The sequence below is a fragment of the Rhodococcus erythropolis R138 genome, assembly GCF_000696675.2.
GTDB classification, from domain to species: domain Bacteria; phylum Actinomycetota; class Actinomycetes; order Mycobacteriales; family Mycobacteriaceae; genus Rhodococcus_F; species Rhodococcus_F erythropolis.
In genome coordinates this window covers 4,086,456-4,103,619 of sequence record NZ_CP007255.1, presented here as the reverse complement: position 1 = coordinate 4,103,619, position 17,164 = coordinate 4,086,456, and the positions used below count along the sequence as shown (strand labels likewise).

General features: G+C 63.9%; 19 protein-coding genes. 10 read left to right on the top strand and 9 right to left on the bottom strand.

Annotated features, from left to right (window positions below):
• Window positions 1-153 precede the first annotated feature (153 nt).
• From H351_RS18765 to H351_RS18755, 3 genes are all read right to left on the bottom strand, one after another.
• Entirely contained in the window at window positions 154-1,125 is a 972-nt protein-coding gene (locus H351_RS18765) for a sigma-70 family RNA polymerase sigma factor (protein ID WP_003942639.1), read from the bottom strand.
• Window positions 1,126-1,284: 159 nt separating this feature from the next.
• Window positions 1,285-2,784 (bottom strand): DUF7782 domain-containing protein, encoded by a 1,500-nt coding sequence (locus tag H351_RS18760; RefSeq protein WP_029255257.1) that lies wholly within the window; start codon window positions 2,782-2,784, stop codon window positions 1,285-1,287.
• Between the two features lie 26 nt (window positions 2,785-2,810).
• The gene (locus H351_RS18755) at window positions 2,811-3,170 is read right to left on the bottom strand and encodes a DUF3099 domain-containing protein (RefSeq protein ID WP_019748237.1); all 360 of its coding nucleotides are present in this window, start codon (window positions 3,168-3,170) and stop codon (window positions 2,811-2,813) included.
• 83 nt (window positions 3,171-3,253) lie between these two features.
• On the opposite strand from H351_RS18755, the gene H351_RS18750 reads away from it, so the two are divergent.
• Window positions 3,254-3,490, top strand: a complete 237-nt coding sequence (locus tag H351_RS18750) for a DUF3039 domain-containing protein (protein WP_003942602.1) — start codon at window positions 3,254-3,256, stop codon at window positions 3,488-3,490.
• Here H351_RS18750 and H351_RS18745 read toward each other — a convergent pair.
• Window positions 3,463-4,710, bottom strand: a complete 1,248-nt coding sequence (locus H351_RS18745) for a YihY/virulence factor BrkB family protein (RefSeq protein WP_020907556.1) — start codon at window positions 4,708-4,710, stop codon at window positions 3,463-3,465. The genes H351_RS18750 and H351_RS18745 overlap by 28 nt on opposite strands.
• A 256-nt stretch (window positions 4,711-4,966) precedes the next feature.
• Between H351_RS18745 and H351_RS18735 the strand changes: the two genes are divergently transcribed.
• Window positions 4,967-6,745 carry a DEAD/DEAH box helicase gene (locus H351_RS18735; protein WP_029255258.1) on the top strand — a complete coding sequence of 593 codons (1,779 nt, stop codon included), beginning with the start codon at window positions 4,967-4,969 and terminating at the stop codon, window positions 6,743-6,745.
• A 133-nt stretch (window positions 6,746-6,878) separates the two neighbouring features.
• Here H351_RS18735 and H351_RS18730 read toward each other — a convergent pair whose 3' ends face one another.
• The gene (locus H351_RS18730) at window positions 6,879-7,070 is read right to left on the bottom strand and encodes a DUF7455 domain-containing protein (RefSeq protein WP_003942643.1); all 192 of its coding nucleotides are present in this window, start codon (window positions 7,068-7,070) and stop codon (window positions 6,879-6,881) included.
• Window positions 7,071-7,304: 234 nt separating this feature from the next.
• Here H351_RS18730 and H351_RS18725 point away from each other — a divergent pair, with 234 nt between their 5' ends.
• From H351_RS18725 to H351_RS18710, 4 genes are all read left to right on the top strand, one after another.
• A complete protein-coding gene (locus tag H351_RS18725; RefSeq protein ID WP_020969495.1) occupies window positions 7,305-7,682 on the top strand; it encodes a DUF952 domain-containing protein in 378 nt (125 codons plus the stop codon).
• 86 nt (window positions 7,683-7,768) lie between these two features.
• A complete protein-coding gene (locus H351_RS18720; RefSeq protein WP_021344116.1) occupies window positions 7,769-8,251 on the top strand; it encodes a cation:proton antiporter regulatory subunit in 483 nt (160 codons plus the stop codon).
• A 7-nt stretch (window positions 8,252-8,258) separates the two neighbouring features.
• Window positions 8,259-9,431, top strand: a complete 1,173-nt coding sequence (locus H351_RS18715; RefSeq protein ID WP_003943778.1) for a cation:proton antiporter — start codon at window positions 8,259-8,261, stop codon at window positions 9,429-9,431.
• 21 nt (window positions 9,432-9,452) lie between these two features.
• The gene (locus tag H351_RS18710) at window positions 9,453-10,262 is read left to right on the top strand and encodes a tyrosine-protein phosphatase (protein ID WP_029255259.1); all 810 of its coding nucleotides are present in this window, start codon (window positions 9,453-9,455) and stop codon (window positions 10,260-10,262) included.
• A gap of 69 nt (window positions 10,263-10,331) precedes the next feature.
• Here the strand turns inward: H351_RS18710 and H351_RS18705 are convergent, their stop codons facing one another.
• Both H351_RS18705 and ppgK read right to left on the bottom strand, forming a co-directional pair.
• The gene (locus tag H351_RS18705; protein ID WP_370333980.1) at window positions 10,332-11,756 is read right to left on the bottom strand and encodes an RNA polymerase sigma factor; all 1,425 of its coding nucleotides are present in this window, start codon (window positions 11,754-11,756) and stop codon (window positions 10,332-10,334) included.
• A gap of 112 nt (window positions 11,757-11,868) precedes the next feature.
• The gene (ppgK, locus tag H351_RS18700; protein WP_037120333.1) at window positions 11,869-12,636 is read right to left on the bottom strand and encodes a polyphosphate--glucose phosphotransferase; all 768 of its coding nucleotides are present in this window, start codon (window positions 12,634-12,636) and stop codon (window positions 11,869-11,871) included.
• 156 nt (window positions 12,637-12,792) lie between these two features.
• Here ppgK and H351_RS18695 point away from each other — a divergent pair, with 156 nt between their 5' ends.
• On the top strand, window positions 12,793-13,671 hold the full coding sequence (locus H351_RS18695) for an inositol monophosphatase family protein (RefSeq protein WP_021344118.1): 879 nt from the start codon (window positions 12,793-12,795) through the stop codon (window positions 13,669-13,671).
• Window positions 13,672-13,687: 16 nt separating this feature from the next.
• On the opposite strand, the gene cei is transcribed toward H351_RS18695, so the two are convergent.
• Window positions 13,688-14,371 (bottom strand): envelope integrity protein Cei, encoded by a 684-nt coding sequence (gene cei, locus H351_RS18690; protein ID WP_003942618.1) that lies wholly within the window; start codon window positions 14,369-14,371, stop codon window positions 13,688-13,690.
• A gap of 533 nt (window positions 14,372-14,904) precedes the next feature.
• On the opposite strand from cei, the gene H351_RS18685 reads away from it, so the two are divergent.
• On the top strand, window positions 14,905-15,207 hold the full coding sequence (locus tag H351_RS18685; protein WP_003942593.1) for a DUF4193 domain-containing protein: 303 nt from the start codon (window positions 14,905-14,907) through the stop codon (window positions 15,205-15,207).
• A gap of 80 nt (window positions 15,208-15,287) precedes the next feature.
• Here H351_RS18685 and H351_RS18680 read toward each other — a convergent pair whose 3' ends face one another.
• Entirely contained in the window at window positions 15,288-15,785 is a 498-nt protein-coding gene (locus H351_RS18680) for a DUF3093 domain-containing protein (protein ID WP_019748248.1), read from the bottom strand.
• Between the two features lie 41 nt (window positions 15,786-15,826).
• Between H351_RS18680 and dut the strand changes: the two genes are divergently transcribed.
• Window positions 15,827-16,321, top strand: coding sequence for a dUTP diphosphatase (dut, locus tag H351_RS18675; protein WP_003942635.1), 495 nt, complete (start codon window positions 15,827-15,829; stop codon window positions 16,319-16,321).
• 3 nt (window positions 16,322-16,324) lie between these two features.
• A complete protein-coding gene (locus H351_RS18670) occupies window positions 16,325-17,164 on the top strand; it encodes a DUF3710 domain-containing protein (protein ID WP_029255262.1) in 840 nt (279 codons plus the stop codon).

Below are 17,164 nucleotides of genomic sequence, written 5' to 3'. Positions count from 1 at the left end.
GTCTGCGGTAGGCGCTGCGGTTGCGGTAGACACAGCGAACAACACCGGCCATCGCACATTCCCGAGGGGGAGGGAATAAGCGGTGGCCGGTGCTTTGTGCGGTGCGTCAGCGCGAGTGGTGTGGCGCGCTGACGCACGTGCTGTGTTGTTTGATCAGCTGGCGTAGGACCGCAGTTTCTCGGCGCGATCGCCGACGCGGAGCTTGCCCATGACCTCACGCTCGATCTGACGAACCCGCTCACGCGAGAGGCCGAAGAGCTTGCCGATCTGATCGAGTGTGCGAGGCTGGCCGTCGTCGAGACCGTAGCGAAGTCGGATGACCTGCTGCTCGCGCTCGTCGAGCGTCCCGAGCACGCTGCGCACATCGCTGTGCAGCAGACCGGCGATGACGGCGTTCTCCGCCGAAGTCGCCTCGGAATCTTCGATGAAGTCGCCCAAGGGAGCTTCTTCGTCGTTGCCGACTGGCATGTCCAGGCTTACCGGGTCGCGACTGTGGTCGAGCAGGTCCGCGATCTTGTGGGCGGGAATGCCCGACTCTTCGGCCAACTCGTCGTCCGTCGCTTCGCGCCCGAGCTGCTGGTGCAGTTCGCGCTTGATGCGGGCGAGCTTGTTGACCTGCTCCACGAGGTGGACTGGGAGCCGGATGGTGCGGCTCTGATCAGCCATTCCGCGCGTGATCGCCTGACGGATCCACCAGGTGGCGTACGTCGAGAACTTGAAGCCCTTGGCGTAGTCGAACTTCTCCATGGCACGGATGAGTCCGAGGTTGCCTTCTTGAATGAGATCGAGGAGCGGCATTCCGCGGCCGGTGTAGCGCTTGGCCAGCGAGACGACGAGTCGCAGGTTCGCTTCCAGGAGGTGGCTACGGGCCGACTGTCCCTCGCGAACGATCGTTGCGAGATCCCTCTTCTTGGCGACTGTCAGGCGCTTTCCCGTGGCAAGGACGTGGCTGGCGTACAGCCCCGCTTCGATTCGCTTCGCCAGTTCGACCTCGTCTGCTGCTGTCAGCAGTGCAGTACGACCGATCCCGTTCAGGTAGACGCGGACCAGGTCTGCGGCCGGGCTCTGGGCGTCCAGATCTGCGGCGCTCGGACGAATGCGAGTAGTGGTGCTGGGGCTTGTCATGACTTGCCTCCCTATCGGCGGTCTCTCACACAGTTCAACGTGTGAGAGTTCCGGGAAAGTTCCCGCGCCGATTTCCGCTAGAACGCCGTGACCTGCAGTTATTTCCCAGTCGTCCTGAGAAGTTGCTGAGAACACAAAAATCTGCAACTCACCGGGAACTCAGTTCGTGACGGGAAGCACCAACCCGTGCCGGACAAGCGAGACCAGCAATGTGACGACGGCCTCACGTAGCTGGTCCGGGTCTTCGCCGTTCGCCGCGGCAAGAAGTTCGACCAGTTCGTCGACCACCAGTCCGTCCGCTCGGAGCCCGGCCAGCAGCGCAGCACCGAGCTCGTCGATCTCATGCTGCCAGTGCGGTCCGTTGCCGCGGTGCACACGCGTGACCACTTGCTGCCATCCCTCGTCGCCGGGGAGGTAGACGCGTTCGAGAGCCGTGTCCGGATCGAGGACGAATCGCTCCTCGAGGACGTCGTGTTCACGCAACCAGGCAAGACGGTCGAAGTAAGCGAGCGCCTCGGCCCCGAGCGGGTCCGAGAAGCCGTGCATGAGGTCCTCGGCCATCAGGTCGGTGGGGGAGTCGGTGCGGCGAAGGAACACGAAACCGAAGCCGACGCCCTCGACATCGGCTTCTTCGAGGTGATCCAGCCAGGCGTTTGCTCTCGATGCCGATTCCGGATCTCGCGGATCCTGCCCGCCGTCCTTGAGCCACGTGCCGACGTACAGAGCTGGGTCCGCCACGTCGCGCTGCACCACCCAGGCGTCGACGCCGTGCGCCGGCAGCCACGACGCGATCCGCGAACGCCAGTCGTGTCCTTCGATGTGCACCCACGAGGCCAACAGTGCTGCCGTGCCGCCGGGGTTCAGATAGTCGATCGAGCGCGAGATCATCAATTCGCTCGCACCGTCGAGATCGAGGCCGGAATCGCGGTAGGTGTGATGGACGCGTGCCTCGCCGACGACAAACGGGGGATTGGCGACCACCTGGTCGAAGGTTCGACCCTCGACGGGTTCGAACCAGGACCCCTGAAGCAGTTCGACGTCCAGTCCGTTGAGCGCCATGGTTGCGGCCGTGAGGTCGACGGCGCGTTGATTGATGTCGGTTGCGGTGACCGAATCGGCGTATGTGTTCGCGTGCAGGGCTTGGATGCCGCATCCCGTACCGAGGTCGAGCACGCTGCCGACCTTCGCGGTGGGCGTGGCCTGCAGCAAGGACAGTGACGCATGTCCGACGCCCAGCACGTGATCGGCCGTGGCCTTCTTGGGACGGATTCCGCCGTCGAGATCCGAGATCACCCAACGGTCGCCGTCGCCGACGTCTATGGGGCGAAGATCGACCGCGGCCCGCACGAGCGGATTCTCACTGTCGAAGTTTTCACCTTCGAGCAGGCCGGCGTCGACGCACTGCGCAATTGTCAGCGGAGTCAACGCCGCGGCGACGTCGCCTGCTGGGCAATCATCGGCGAGAAGGAACAGTCTGATGAGAACGCCCAGGTCCCCGAGTTCTCGGGTGGCGCGGCGCACGGGCACCGGCTCACTTCGGCCGAGAGCGGCGTGAACTTCGGGACCCAATGCCTCGAGCATGGTTCCCGTGTCGAATCGATTGCGAAGCAGAGCCTCACGCAGCGCAGGGGTGATGGACAGGAGCGTTTCGCTTCTCACCCCGTCATTCTCGCAGGCGGAACTTGTCAGCCTTCGATGGTGTGGTGCGTCGCGGATTCGATCTCGCCTGCGGTCTTCTTTCGTCCGTCGTATCGGCTCGGTTCGTCCTTGGTGCGCGGTGGTCGGTCGTTGGCGATCAGGACGGCGATCCAGGGAAGCGGAATGGATGCACCGATGATGAGCATCGAGATCCAGGCGTTGGCCCAGATGCCGTACGCGATCGCCGCGAGGATCAACGCCGGGAACCGGAAGGACATGATGATCATGTACTTGCGCACTCGGGCTTTGTGCTGTTCTTCGACGGACTTCTGCGCTTCGGTGATCAGTACGGGATTATCGGGAGTCCCGGCCTCGTCGGACCTGCCGAACGCGCCATTTCGTGCCATGACTCCACTGTTCCACTCTCGGCCGACAATTGCACACGACCCGTGGGTCGCACCGCTGTGACGGAGACGGCATTATTGGAGGGGTGAGCACTCAAACCAAGGAACGTCCCGACGTCTCCACCGACGAAACGACCGACGACGACACCCCGAAGTTCTTCCACTACGTGAAGAAGAACAAGATCGCCGAGAGCGCCGTCATGGGAACCCATGTCGTCGCGCTGTGCGGCGAGGTGTTTCCCGTGACGAAGTCCGCCAAGCCGGGATCACCGGTGTGCCCGGACTGCAAGAAGATTTACGAAGGGCTCCGCAAGGGCGACTGACCTCGGGTCACGCGCGCGGGAGTACTTCCGGAGCTCGGCGGATCGACAGCCTCGACGCAGTCGGCCGCCGGGCTCTTCGCGTCTGCCTGCGGTTCATCGCAGGGATCTTGGTCGGCGCACGAGTTCTGGCGCGACTCCGTTTGTCTGCTGCGGGGCCGCCCGTACGACGGGACCGTGGCCGGATCCGCTTTGTCGCCCGAGATGCGGATCGGGCTGGTGGCCAGGTGCCAGGTCAGGTTGGTGACCGGACCGGTCTCGTCGTCGGTGTTCTGAGCCGCAAGCCACTCTCGCATCTGCTCCATCCGAGTGGCACGAGCCGGCCAGAACTCCTGAACCGTCGCGTTGAACTCGGCGCCGAGGACGACGGCAAAACCGAGGAAGAACGTGAAGAGCAGAAATGCGATCGGCGTTGCCAGTGCGCCGTACGTGTAGCCGGTGCTGGTGACAAATCCCAGGTACCAGCGCAATCCGGTACTGGCGGCCATGAAGAACACACCGGCGACCAGCGCGCCCGCGAGCAGTCGATGCCACGGCAGCGACTTCGGCAGAGCGACCTTGTAGAGCGTCGTGAGGCCGATGATCACCAGCAGACCGACAGCGGGGTAGTAGAACGTGTCGACCAGATTCGATCCGACCACGTACCAGGAGGCCGGCAGTGCTCGCCCGACGAGCGTCGGCCCGAGAGCTACCAGCGGCAGGATGAACACCGCCATCACCAGGAACATCACGTAGAGCAGCAGGGCGAAGATGCGCTGCCAGATGGGATTGCGCGCATCCTGCTGACCGTGTGCTTCCACGATCGAGTCGACGAACGTACTGATCGCCGATGATCCCGCCCACAGGGAGAGCAGGAAGCCCACCGAGATGATCTCCGGTCGTCCGCGCTGAAGGACGTCCGTCACCGTCGGGCGGATGATCTGGTCGACGACGCTTTCGCTGAAGATCGTTCCGCTGAACGTGACGATCTTGGATTCGATGATCTCGACGGTGTTGGGTCCGAACCACCCACCGATGTAGCCGATCATTCCGAGAAGGCCCAGCAGCAGGGGAGCCAGTGACAGCGTTTGCCAGAACGCGGCCGTAGCCGCCTTTCCGAAGATGGAATCGTCCCAGGCCTTGCTCAGTGTGCGACCGATCAACTGCCCGGTGCGGCGTAGCGGATGCCATCTGCGGTGGTGCAGATCACTTCCGCTCGACTTCTCGCCTCGCGCTTCACTCATGATGTCTCCAGCATCCCTGACGACACACCCGGTTGCCCAACCATGGCGCCGACGTGTCGCACATTTCTGAGACAATTCGCGTGCAGGTCGGCAGGATACGAGAGCAGCGAAACCTCGCCGGCCGAAGTGAGAACGGCCATGAGTACGCGCTTCGAGTGCGGCTTTCGTCGGTGGCGGCGGCTAGGCTCGTCGCCGGACATTGATGAAAATTCGAGGAGCGCGAGACAACAGTGCGATTCCAGTGGAGGCGCGGCCTATGACGTCTGAGACCGTGGCAGCCGAGTTCGGCAATTCGCCCGAACCCGCCGGAGCTCAATCCGCGGGAACCCAACCTGGCGCCCCTACCGGTTCCCTTCGTGCATGGCAGCGCCATGCACTGACCAAGTACCTTTCCAGCAGTCCGCGTGACTTTCTGGCGGTCGCAACGCCGGGAGCAGGTAAGACCACCTTCGCTCTGCGGGTAGCTTCGGAATTGCTCCGTGACCGGACGGTCGACCAGATAACCGTCGTGGCGCCGACCGAGCACCTCAAGCACCAGTGGGCGGAGTCCGCTCAGCGATCCGGCCTGGCATTGGACTCGCGGTTCTCCAACTCGACCGGCCAGACCTCGAGTGACTATCACGGCGTCGTGCTGACCTACGCCCAGGTTGCCTCGCACCCGTCGAAGCACCGTGTGCGCACCGAGGGCCGCAAGACGCTGGTCATCCTCGACGAGATCCACCACGGCGGCGACGCCAAGAGCTGGGGCGACGCCATTCGTGAGGCGTTCGGCGACGCGACCAGGCGTCTCGCACTGACCGGAACTCCGTTCCGCAGTGACGACAGTGCCATTCCTTTTGTCGAGTACGAGCCGGACAAGGAAGGTCTGCTCCGCTCGAAAGCCGATCACTCCTACGGATATTCGGATGCCCTCAAGGACGGCGTGGTTCGCCCCGTCGTGTTTCTCGCCTACTCGGGCGAGGCACGGTGGCGAAACAACGCCGGCGAGGAATTCACCGCTCGGCTCGGCGAGCCGCTGAGCGCCGAGCAGACGACTCGGGCATGGCGTACGGCCTTGGACCCTGCCGGCGACTGGATTCCTGCCGTGCTGCAAGCAGCAGACACCCGTTTGGCGCAGCTGCGCAGTACGGGTATGCCCGATGCGGGCGGACTTGTCATCGCGACGGACCAGACAGTGGCCCGCGAGTACGCGAAGGCGTTGACAGCGATCACCGGCGAACAGCCGGCCGTCGTGCTGTCCGACGACCCCACCGCGTCCAAGCGAATCGCCGAATTCGGTGCGAGCGACCAGAAATGGATGGTCGCGGTCCGCATGGTGTCCGAGGGCGTCGACGTTCCCCGTCTGGCGGTCGGTGTGTACGCGACCAGCGCGTCGACCCCGCTGTACTTCGCTCAGGCGATCGGGCGCTTCGTGCGTTCGCGTCGTAAGGGCGAAACTGCCAGCGTCTTCCTGCCGTCGGTGCCGGTGCTTCTCGACCTTGCTGCACAGCTCGAGGCTCAGCGTGACCACGTACTCGGCAAGCCGCATCGTGAGAAGGACGGCCTCGAAGACGACCTGCTCGCCGATGCGAACAAGCAGAAGGACGAGCTGGGCGAGGAGGAGAAGGCGTTCACGTCCCTGGGCGCCGATGCCGAACTCGACCAGGTGATCTACGACGGATCGTCCTTCGGTACCGCGACATTCGCCGGAAGTGACGAGGAAGCCGACTACCTCGGTCTGCCAGGCCTACTCGACGCCGATCAGATGCGGGCATTGCTGCGTCAACGCCAGCAGACACAGGTCGAGGCCAACTCGGCCAAGGCCGCCGCACCGCAACCCACGGCGGCAGTGGTATCCGATCGAGCGGCCACGGCAGATCAGCTCGGAGCGCTCCGCAAGGAGCTGAACGGGTTGGTGGCGATGAACGTTCACCGCACCGGCAAACCACACGGCATCATTCACGCGGAACTTCGCCGAGTGTGCGGAGGCCCGCCGACGGCCATCGCGACTGTCGATCAGCTGACCGAGCGCATCGCGATCCTACGCAGCTGGTAGCAGCCGATACCGGTCCCGTACGCTTCGCGTGCTTGCGGCCCCGGAACGGCAGAACGGGCGATCACAGTGAATGTGATCGCCCGTTCTGGCGTTCATGGCGCGCCTCGTGAAGAGGCCACCCCCGGCTGACAGGTCAGATTGCGGGTTCGCTTTCGGAGACGACGGCATTCATCTCGCGAAGTCGATCCGCGTGTTCGGTTGCGTGGTGTCCGCAGAAGAGAAGCTCGCCGCCGGTGGGAAGCACGGCGCGTACGCGTGCTCCGGCACCGCACCGGTCGCACCGGTCGGCAGCGGTCAACTGTGGGCTGGTCAGTGTTCCGGGCATGACTCCTCCGTACTGGCTTTGCGGCATTCGGGCCGCGTGCCTGGGGCCTGGTCCGCCGCGTCGGAATGGCGCGGTAGATCCACTCTTACAGACGTTTGGGGTTTACGGGTTGTTCCCGAAGGCGTTTCTTAGTGTTGTGTCTCACTGGAAATGCGCTGGGCAGGCATTCTCGGGTGAAGATTGTTCGCTGACAGCTGATTCGAATCGCCGACCTCAGCCCGATATTCTGGGCGGATGAACCCGGGACGCGAACCACTTGTCGACGAGAGCGTCGAGTTGCTCCACATGTGCACGCGCGAGGAATGGGCGCGGGCACAACAGCACGGCGAACGTATCCCCGACGGATTCGAGGCGGAGGGATTTGTTCACATGTCGACTCCGGCGCAAGTTCATCTCCCGGCGAATCGGATCTTCGCCGGCCGCGACGACATAGTCCTTCTCGCCATCGATCCGGCCCTGCTCGGTGGTCAGGTCAAGTACGAACCGGGCGTCCCTTCTGACCCGGAATCGATGCGATTCCCGCATCTGTACGCCCCGATTCCGGTCGCAGCCGTCACCGCTGTCGTCGAGTATCTTCCGGACGAGAACGGCGTGTTTTCGCCGGTTCGGTAGGTCGCCGGTTCGCTCGCCGCGAAGTGCTCCCGGCGGATTGTGGCCCTCACGCGATGCAGGTCGCCGATCGGCGCTACCGTTGGTATATGAACGTAGAAGTCACCCCACTACCGGGGATCGGGACGCGCAAGGATTTTGTTCTGTCTTCCGGTCGTCGCGTGGGTGTCGTCACCCATCGGGACGGTCATACCGACCTCATCGTGTCCAAGGCAGACGACCCTGACGCGTGTGCTGCCTCGCTGCCTCTGACCACCGAGGAAGCGGCAGCGCTCAGCAATCTCCTGGGTGCCCCACAGCTCGTTGCGCAGCTCGAAGAAGAGCACCGTGACCTTCCGGGCATTCGAACCAAACAGCTCTACATCAAGGACGGTTCGCGCTACGACGGGCAGACCCTCGGGGACACCGGCATGCGCACGCGTACCGGAGTCTCCATCGTCGCCGTCATGCGTGCCGGACAGGTCAGCCCGTCCCCGAACCCCGACTTCACCTTCACCGGGGGAGATCTTCTCGTAGCAGTCGGAACGCCGGACGGTTTGGCCGCAGCGGCAAAAATCTTGGCCAACGGCTGACTGGCGCGTGGACACAACCACCCTCGCACTGATCGAACTCGGCGCGGTCTTCTTCGCGCTCGGACTGCTCGGACGACTCGCTGCTCGCGTGGGGATGTCGCCGATCCCGTTCTACCTGATCGGCGGCCTGTGCTTCGGACAGGGCGGTTTCATCCAACTCGGAGACATCGGCGAGTTCTCCCATCTGGCAAGTGAGATCGGGATCGTCCTGCTCTTGTTGCTGTTGGGGCTCGAATACACCGCGGCCGAGCTCGTGACCGGTCTCAAACGCTCACGCGTAGCGGGCATCGTCGACATCGTCCTCAACGCGACTCCCGGCGCGGTGGTCGGCTTGATTCTCGGCTGGGGCGTCGTGGGGGCGACGGTCATGGCCGGCGTCACCTACATCTCGTCTTCGGGAATCATCGCCAAGGTGCTCAGCGACCTGGGGCGCCTCGGTAACCGCGAAACACCGGTCGTGCTGTCGATTCTGGTGTTCGAAGACCTGGCGATGGCGCTGTATCTGCCGATTCTGACCGCGATGCTTGCGGGCGTCAGCTTCATGGGCGGGCTCGAAGCGGTCGGGATCTCGTTGTTGGTCATCACCGTGGTTCTTGTTGTGGCCCTGCGATACGGGCGGTACGTCTCCGCGCTCCTCGACAGTCCCGACAGTGAGACGCTCCTGCTCAAGCTGCTCGGTGCCGCACTGTTGGTTGCCGGCATCAGTTCGGCGATGCAGGTGTCGGCGGCTGTGGGCGCGTTCCTCCTCGGGATCGCGATCTCGGGGTCGACGGCGCACAATGCCAGTCGCGTGCTCGAGCCCCTTCGAGATCTGTTCGCTGCAATGTTCTTCGTGGTCTTCGGTCTCAACACCGATCCCAGTTCCATTCCGCCCGTCCTCGGGTGGGCTGCGATCCTGGCCGTCGTCACCGCGATCACCAAGCTGATCACCGGCGCCTGGGCGGCCAGACGTCAGGGTGTCGCGCGAATGGGTCAAGCCCGCGCCGGTGCCGCCCTGATCGCCCGCGGTGAGTTCTCCATCATCATCGCCGGGCTGGCGGTGTCCGCGGGTGCGGTCGACGCCGAACTGGCGGCATTGGCAACGGCTTACGTGCTCCTGATGGCGGTCATCGGTCCAGTGGCGGCAAGAGTTATCGAACCGGTTGCCTCGTTGTACATCAAGGTTCGTACGAAGTCCTGATTGCGGCCCTATTCTGTCCGGATGTCGAACAGAATCGCCCGTCCCGCCGCGACAGTCCTGTGCGCGGTGATCCTCTCGTGCGGTCCGGTGCCGGCGCTCGCCGGGGGAATACCCGCGCTCGAACAAGCCGGACCTGCAGTTGCGCAGGTTGCCGCAGACCGATCGCTGCATCTCGAGGGTGCGTCGAACGCACGTGACATCGGCGGCTACGTCACCGAGGAGGCGCGGACCGTTCGGTGGGGGAAGGTGTTTCGCTCGAATGCCCTCGACAAGCTGACGCCGTCGGATCTCGCGTCGTTGAGCGAACGCGGAGTGGAATCGGTGGACGACTTCCGCACGGTCGTCGAACGGACGCTCTCGCAAGACCGCATTCCGAACGGGGCACGAACCAACTGGTTCGACGTCATCGGAACCAACCCCGCCAACCTCCCGGCCCTGGTGGACATGCCCACGATGTACGCGTTGATGGCGACCGATCCGGGGGCGAGCCGCGCATTCCACGACGCTTTGGTGAACGTCGCGAACACCGAGGGTGCAGTCCTCTACCACTGCTCGGCGGGCAAGGACCGTACCGGCTGGATGACTGCGGTTCTTCTGACCCTCCTCGGCGTGAGCCGCGCCGACGTGAACGCCGACTACATGCTCAGCAACCAGTACCTCACCGGACCTCGCACCGGGAGTGCGTTCATCGACGGCGTCGAACAGTCGTGGCTGGACACGTCTTTCGCCACGGTGGATCGGGTGTACGGCAACTTCGACAACTACGTCCGGGACGGCCTGCAGTTGAGCGACGGGGACATCGCACAACTCCGGGACACGCTCTTGGCCTGAGGCGGCAAACGAAGAAGAGCCGCTCTCCGGAAATCCGGAGAGCGGCTCTTCTTCGCGTAGCTGGTGTGACTAGTCGAGGTAGTCGCGCAGAACCTGCGAACGCGACGGGTGGCGCAGCTTCGACATCGTCTTCGATTCGATCTGACGGATACGCTCACGCGTGACGCCGTAGACCTGTCCGATTTCGTCTAAAGTCCTCGGCTGGCCGTCGGTGAGGCCGAAGCGGAGGCGAACCACGCCGGCTTCGCGCTCGGACAGCGTCTCGAGTACCGACTGCAGCTGATCCTGCAGCAAAGTGAACGAGACGGCGTCGACTGCGACAACAGCTTCGGAGTCCTCGATGAAGTCACCGAGTTGGCTGTCGCCCTCGTCGCCGATGGTCTGGTCGAGAGAGATCGGCTCACGCGCGTACTGCTGGATTTCCAGCACCTTCTCCGGCGTGATGTCCATTTCCTTGGCAAGCTCTTCCGGCGTGGGCTCACGGCCCAGGTCCTGGAGCAGCTCACGCTGGATACGGCCGAGCTTGTTGATGACCTCGACCATGTGCACCGGGATGCGGATGGTGCGAGCCTGGTCGGCCATTGCGCGGGTGATGGCCTGACGGATCCACCACGTGGCGTAGGTCGAGAACTTGTAACCCTTGGTGTAGTCGAACTTCTCGACTGCACGGATCAGACCGAGGTTGCCTTCCTGGATGAGGTCCAGGAACGCCATGCCGCGGCCCGTGTAGCGCTTGGCCAGCGAGACGACCAGGCGAAGGTTGGCCTCGAGGAGGTGGTTCTTGGCGCGGTTGCCGTCGCGGCAGATCCAGCTCATGTCGCGTCGCTGAGCTGCAGGCAACTTCTCGCCCTTGTCAGCAAGATCCTGCATGATCTGCACGGCGTAGAGGCCGGCCTCGATGCGCTTGGCCAGTTCGACTTCCTCTTCGGCGTTGAGGAGTGCGACCTTGCCGATCTGCTTGAGGTAAGCGCGAACCGAGTCGGCGGACGCCGTCAGTTCGGCGTCCTTGCGTGCCTGGCGAAGAGCCTCGGACTCTTCCTCGTCCCAGACGAAGTCGCCGGAAGCCTTGTCCTTCTCGGACGGCTCTGCAGCGGTCTCTTCGTCTTCGCCGACTGCTACGACCTCGACGACATCGGACTCGACCTCGGCAAGGTCGCCGTCCGTGATGTCGATGTCTTCCAACTCGACATCGCCGTCTTCGGCATCAGGATCGCCGGCCTTCTTGGGGCTGGCCTTCTTAGCTGCTGCCTTCTTGGCCGGAGCTTTCTTGGCCGGAGCCTTCTTTGCTGCTGCCTTCTTGGCGGGAGCCTTTTTCGCCGGAGCCTTCTTGGCTGCCGGAGCGGTGACGGTGGCCGCCTCCACGGCTGGAGATTGTGGCTCTGACTCTGATGGAGAATCAGCAGTCTGACGTGTATCGGTGGCTGCCACGTACGCCCTTTCGTGACGGTGTCGTGCGGCGTCACGCCAGAGTGGTGATCCGGCGGAGAGGTCAATGGTTGTTGGCCGGCGCGCAGCCGGACTTCACCATTGTAACGACTCTCAGGAAACTCTTACGTCACGGCGGGCCGTAACAGGTAGATTTTCCGCTTTTCACGTGCAGGTTTTCTCATCCGGCGACGGGGGCCGGCCTGGTCAGTCCGACCGACGCGAGCGCAGCTCCGGCGATTCCAGCGGTGTTGAGGAGGGTGGCGGGGACGACCTTCGTGCGGTTGGTCAGGTGCGGAATCCACTTCTCGTGCTTGCGGCTGATTCCGCCTCCGGCGATGAAGAGATCAGGCCACAGCAGGTTCTCGAAGGTGGTCAGAACTCGGGAGACCTCGACCGCCCACTCCTTGTAGCTCCAGTCCTTTTTTTCCTTCACCGACGACGCCGCTCGATGCTCGGCTTCCTTGCCGTCGACCTCGAGGTGGCCGAACTCGGTGTTGGGCAACAGAACTCCGTTGTGCAACACGGCAGATCCGATTCCGGTGCCGAAGGTCAAGAGGATCACGACGCCGGAGGTGTCCTTGCCCGCGCCGAACGAGTCCTCGGCAATTCCGGCGGCGTCGGCGTCGTTGAGGACGGTGACTTCGCGCCCGCCCAGGGCCTTGCCGAAGAGCGAGGCCGCGTCGGTGTCGATCCAGGACTTGTCGATGTTCGCGGCGCTGCGCGCGACGCCGCCGGTCACGACAGCGGGCAACGTGATGCCGACCGGCCCGGTCCACTTTGCCTGCTCGACGATCTCGGCCACAGTGCCCGCGATCGCATCGGGAGTGGACGGCTGCGGGGTCAGGATCTTGATGCGGTCACCGATCATTTCCCCGGTGCTCAGGTCGATCGTGCCGCCCTTGACGCCGCTGCCGCCGACGTCGATCCCGAAACCTGTGGTTGTCATCGTCCTGCGCTCCTGAGTGTCGAATTCGAGGTCACGATCTACCGTTGCAAACACTAACCCGAACAAGGACTCGGGCGCGTGCGACTCCAGGCGTTCGAGTGGTGCCCCTCGGTAGAGATGTGTTGCGATGGTCCGGTGCGCCCTTCAGAAAGAACGTTGCCCGACTTTTCCGCCGATTCTCTGGACCCCGCACAATTGCGGGCAGTTGCCGTAGCCGTCGCCGAACGCGCAGCCGAACACGTCCGCGTGCGTCGGCCCGAGGTATTCGGCCTGGTGGGTTCCGGTGCCTCCGAGGGTGGTTCGGTTGCTGCGAAGAGCACGCCGACCGATCCCGTCACGGTGGTCGATACCGAAACCGAACAGGTGATTCGCGACCTTCTGGCGCAATTGCGCCCTGCAGATTCGATCTTGGGTGAGGAAGGTGGCGGAGACACCGACGATTCCGCGGGAGTTCGATGGGTTGTCGATCCCATCGACGGCACGGTGAATTTTCTCTACGGAATCCCCGCATTCGCCATTTCGGTGGCCGTACAGATCGACGGGATCTCAGTGGCCGGGGCTGTCGTCGACGTGTCGCTGGAAACAACGTATTCCGCGCACCGGGGCGGCGGCGCAACCATGGCCACGGCCGACGGCGTCGTCAGCGAACTGCACGCCAATGAGGTGACCGAACTGTCAATGGCTCTGTTGGCCACCGGTTTCGGCTACGGAGCGGATCGCCGAAAGGTGCAGGGCACCTTGATCGGGCAGATCCTGCCGCAGGTTCGCGACATCCGACGCATCGGTTCGGCTGCTTTGGATCTGTGCATGGTTGCCACCGGCCGGGTCGACGCTCACTTCGAGCACGGGCTGAGTCCGTGGGACTGGGCCGCGGGCTCCCTGATCGCTTCCGAAGCGGGCGCCGTGATCAACGTCCCGGCGCCCAATTCCACTTCGGCCGACGGAGATGTCGTCTATGCGGTGGCTCCGGCGATCGCCGAGCAGTTCGCGCACATGCTCAGTTCGATCGGCGCAGATCAGCCGATTCCGAGCTGAGGCCGAACCGGGTTTGTCAGCAGCGCGCCGTGCGCGCTGCTTTGAGCAGTGCGATGTCCATCGGAGCGACTTCGGCGTTTGCGGGCTGCTCGGCCAGAGCATGCAGGATCGCGGTGGCGTCGGTGTTGGGGGTCAGGGCGCCCTTGTTGTAGGTGCCGAGAGCCAGGTCGACGGTGTCGTCGCCGCGGCCGTCCTGGACCAGTTCGGCGCAGGGGGCGACCAGCCAGACGGAACTGGCGGCGGCGAGGCCGTTCGCTCCGAAGCGGATCTGGCCCTGGCACTCCATGTTCTGGTCGACGTAGACGGGGTCGTTTCCGACCTGGACGTCCGGCGCGCTGGAGAAGCCGAACTCGCTCAGTTGCGCTGCCACCTGGGCGGCCTGACCGTGTTCGCCGTTGGCGTTGAACACACGAACCTTGGTGGCCGCCAGGGGAGCGGGATCCACGTCGAGCAGCTTCGAACGGTCGACGACGGTTCCCAGCGGTAGTGGCGCCGCTGCCGAGGGATCGGAGGAAGGCTGCGGGAGGTTGCAGGCGACGGTGTCACTGACTTCTGCCTCGGCGCTCAGGATGCGGACCCACAAGACACTGCCGATCAATGCGAGTACCGCGAACACGGCGATCACCGGCCACGCGCGCCGACGGCGGAACGGACGTCCCTGGTCATCGGTAGAGCTGCCTTCGGTGATCAGAGAAACCACGGTATCCCTCGACTTTCTTGACGAAACTTCTACTTCGCCATCGGGCCGAGCGGCGCCGGCATGACGTTCGGTGCCTACCTTAGAGGGCTTGTGTGACGACACAGCCGAAGCGCGGCTCGACGCGTCGGGCCGCTGGCGATCGCCCAACGGTAGTTGGGCAACTAGCGGGCAGTTTCTACCCGGATCCGGTCTGAAAATGTCGCCGAAAGGTCACAGCTTGCTCTTGCCTTGGTGACAATTCGCAGTCATTTTTCGGAAATTTCCGATTCGGTTACTACTTTCGTGCTCACGTCGGCTACTGTCTGGCGGCCCAGGTCGTTCAACTGGGCATCGGCCGGACGCCGAAATGACAACCAAATGAGGCGCAGATCACGTTCTCGGAAGGAACTTCCGGGCACTAATTCCAGTCCTGCAGCGTTATGCAGCGACAGGGAATGATCTGGATGCCACGGCGGTTTCCATGCGCATCAAGGATCTACCGGATTCTCGGCGCACACGGGACCGGGATACACGAAGAGGATGGGGTAGACGAGATGGCAACTGACTACGACGCACCGAGGCGTACAGAGTCCGACGAGGTTTCGGAGGACTCTCTCGAGGAGCTGAAGGCGCGACGCAACGAAGCGCAGTCAGCCGTCGTCGACATCGACGAGACGGACACCGCGGAGTCCTTCGAGCTGCCGGGTGCCGACCTTTCCGGCGAGGAACTCTCGGTTCGAGTTGTTCCGAAGCAGGCAGACGAGTTCACGTGTTCGAGCTGCTTCCTGGTTCATCACCGCAGCCGCCTGGCCAGTGATGCCAACGGACAGCTCGTATGCATGGACTGCGCTGCCTGATCTCCCTTCCCGGTGGTCGACCCGTCAGCTCGCGGGTCGACCAAGGGTCGGGAAGTACTGCTTTGCTGTGACCGCGCTGGTCAGCGATCCAGCGCAGCCAGCAGATCAGCGGGACGACGTGTGCTCACCAGCCAGTACGGCGTGGGATCCTCCGGGTCGTCGAGCACGATCAACACCATTGTCTTGACCCATGGGCGATGTTGGACGAACGCCGACGGATCGAGTTGGCGCCCCATCGCCGCACTCTTTGCGGAAGCCGGCACTGCTGCCGCCCGCGAAATCAGTTCGACCGGCAGGTGGGCTCGACCCACGTGCAGTTCTTTCACCCCTGCTGTCTCCACCACCTCGACGCGCATCCGGCTGAGCCAGAATGCCGCCCAGATCGGGATGGGGAGCAGCACGACGTACGCCAGGTACGAGAGAAGCCCCGGGCGGCCCATGTGGACCTCGGCCGCGAGGAGTCCGGCTACGGCCAGCCCGGCGATCCACCACCAGATCGGCACCCACAGGCGCTCGGAGAACAGCGTCGTGGACGGGGGCGTTGTGGTGGCGACGTCAGGTCGAGATGTTTCGGGCACCTGTCAAGGATAGTCCGTCGCTACGAGTAGTCTTGGCCCACGTGAGCGACCATCTCTCCATCGCCTTGAAGCGACTGGATCCAGACCTGCCCGTTCCACAGCGTGCGCATCCCGGAGATGCGGGTGTGGATCTGTGCTCCACCAGCGATGTCACCATCGAACCCGGCCACCGAACACTGGTCGGAACGGGGATCGCGATCGCTTTGCCGGTGGGCACCGTCGGGTTGATCCATCCGCGTTCCGGACTTGCCGCAAAATCGGGACTGTCGATCGTGAACGCGCCCGGAACCGTGGACGCGGGATACCGGGGCGAACTCAAGGTCTGCTTGATCAATCTCGATCCGGCCACAGCCATCGACATCCGCCGCGGTGACCGAATCGCTCAGCTCGTGGTTCAACGAGTCGAACTTCCGGTTTTCGAGGAAGTCGAGTCGCTGGACGACACGACCAGAGGAACCGGAGGCTACGGTTCCAGCGGCGGTCACGCGATACTCGATACCGATGCGCCTGGCGCGGTCGTCGGAGAGGGAGTCTGAATCATGTTCGGACGCAAGAAGAAGACAGACGTCGACGAGGAACCCACCAGCTTCTTCGGTGACGAAAACGACGAGTCGGTGGAGATCGACGAGGTCGAAGACGATCTCGACGTCGCCGGCGACGAGTTCGGTGACGAATCGGAAGGCCCCTACGACATCACGGAGATCGATTCCGACGATCCGACGGCAGGCCGTGACGGTCAGCGCCTGGATCTCGGTTCCGTTCTGGTGCCGATGCCGACCGGCGGACAGTTGCAGGTCGAGATGGCACCCAACGGTTCGCCGCAGGCCGTGCACCTGGTCACCGAACATGGCCGCGTCACGGTTGCTGCATACGCCGCCCCGAAATCACCCGGTCAGTGGCGTGAGGTCGTTGCCGAACTCGCGCAGTCGCTTCGCGACGACAATTCTGCGGTGAGCGTCGAGAACGGCCCTTGGGGCCGGGAACTGGCTGCCGTGACGGCCAACATGGACCTGCGGTTCATCGGCGTCGACGGTCCGCGGTGGATGGTGCGCTGCGTGGTAGCGGGTCCGAGCGGATCCACCGCCGCGAACACCCCCTTGGTGGCAATCGCACGCGACATCCTGCGAGACACCGTCGTCAACCGAGGATCGGAGCCGCATCCGGTGCGGACACCGCTGCCCGTCGTGCTCCCGCAGGTACTCGCCGAGCAGTTGGCGGCCGCACACGAGCAGCAGTTGGCAACAGCGCAGCAGCAACAGGTCGCCGCCCAGCAGCAACAGCAGTCAGCTCCGCCCGCTCCGCCGGCACCTCCAGCGCGACCGACCCCGCCGCCGCGTAGCGGCGAATCCGGTTCTGCCATGCAGCAATTGGGTCAGTAG

Coding starts and splice junctions, on each gene's coding strand:
- H351_RS18725 (WP_020969495.1), top strand. CDS start 7,305: ATGAACCCGGGACGCGAACCACTTGTCGACGAGAGCGTCGAGTTGCTC.
- H351_RS18710 (WP_029255259.1), top strand. CDS start 9,453: ATGTCGAACAGAATCGCCCGTCCCGCCGCGACAGTCCTGTGCGCGGTG.
- H351_RS18735 (WP_029255258.1), top strand. CDS start 4,967: ATGACGTCTGAGACCGTGGCAGCCGAGTTCGGCAATTCGCCCGAACCC.
- H351_RS18745 (WP_020907556.1), bottom strand. CDS start 4,710: ATGAGTGAAGCGCGAGGCGAGAAGTCGAGCGGAAGTGATCTGCACCAC.
- H351_RS18765 (WP_003942639.1), bottom strand. CDS start 1,125: ATGACAAGCCCCAGCACCACTACTCGCATTCGTCCGAGCGCCGCAGAT.
- H351_RS18720 (WP_021344116.1), top strand. CDS start 7,769: ATGAACGTAGAAGTCACCCCACTACCGGGGATCGGGACGCGCAAGGAT.
- H351_RS18685 (WP_003942593.1), top strand. CDS start 14,905: ATGGCAACTGACTACGACGCACCGAGGCGTACAGAGTCCGACGAGGTT.
- H351_RS18670 (WP_029255262.1), top strand. CDS start 16,325: ATGTTCGGACGCAAGAAGAAGACAGACGTCGACGAGGAACCCACCAGC.
- H351_RS18755 (WP_019748237.1), bottom strand. CDS start 3,170: ATGGCACGAAATGGCGCGTTCGGCAGGTCCGACGAGGCCGGGACTCCC.
- H351_RS18730 (WP_003942643.1), bottom strand. CDS start 7,070: ATGCCCGGAACACTGACCAGCCCACAGTTGACCGCTGCCGACCGGTGC.
- ppgK (WP_037120333.1), bottom strand. CDS start 12,636: ATGACAACCACAGGTTTCGGGATCGACGTCGGCGGCAGCGGCGTCAAG.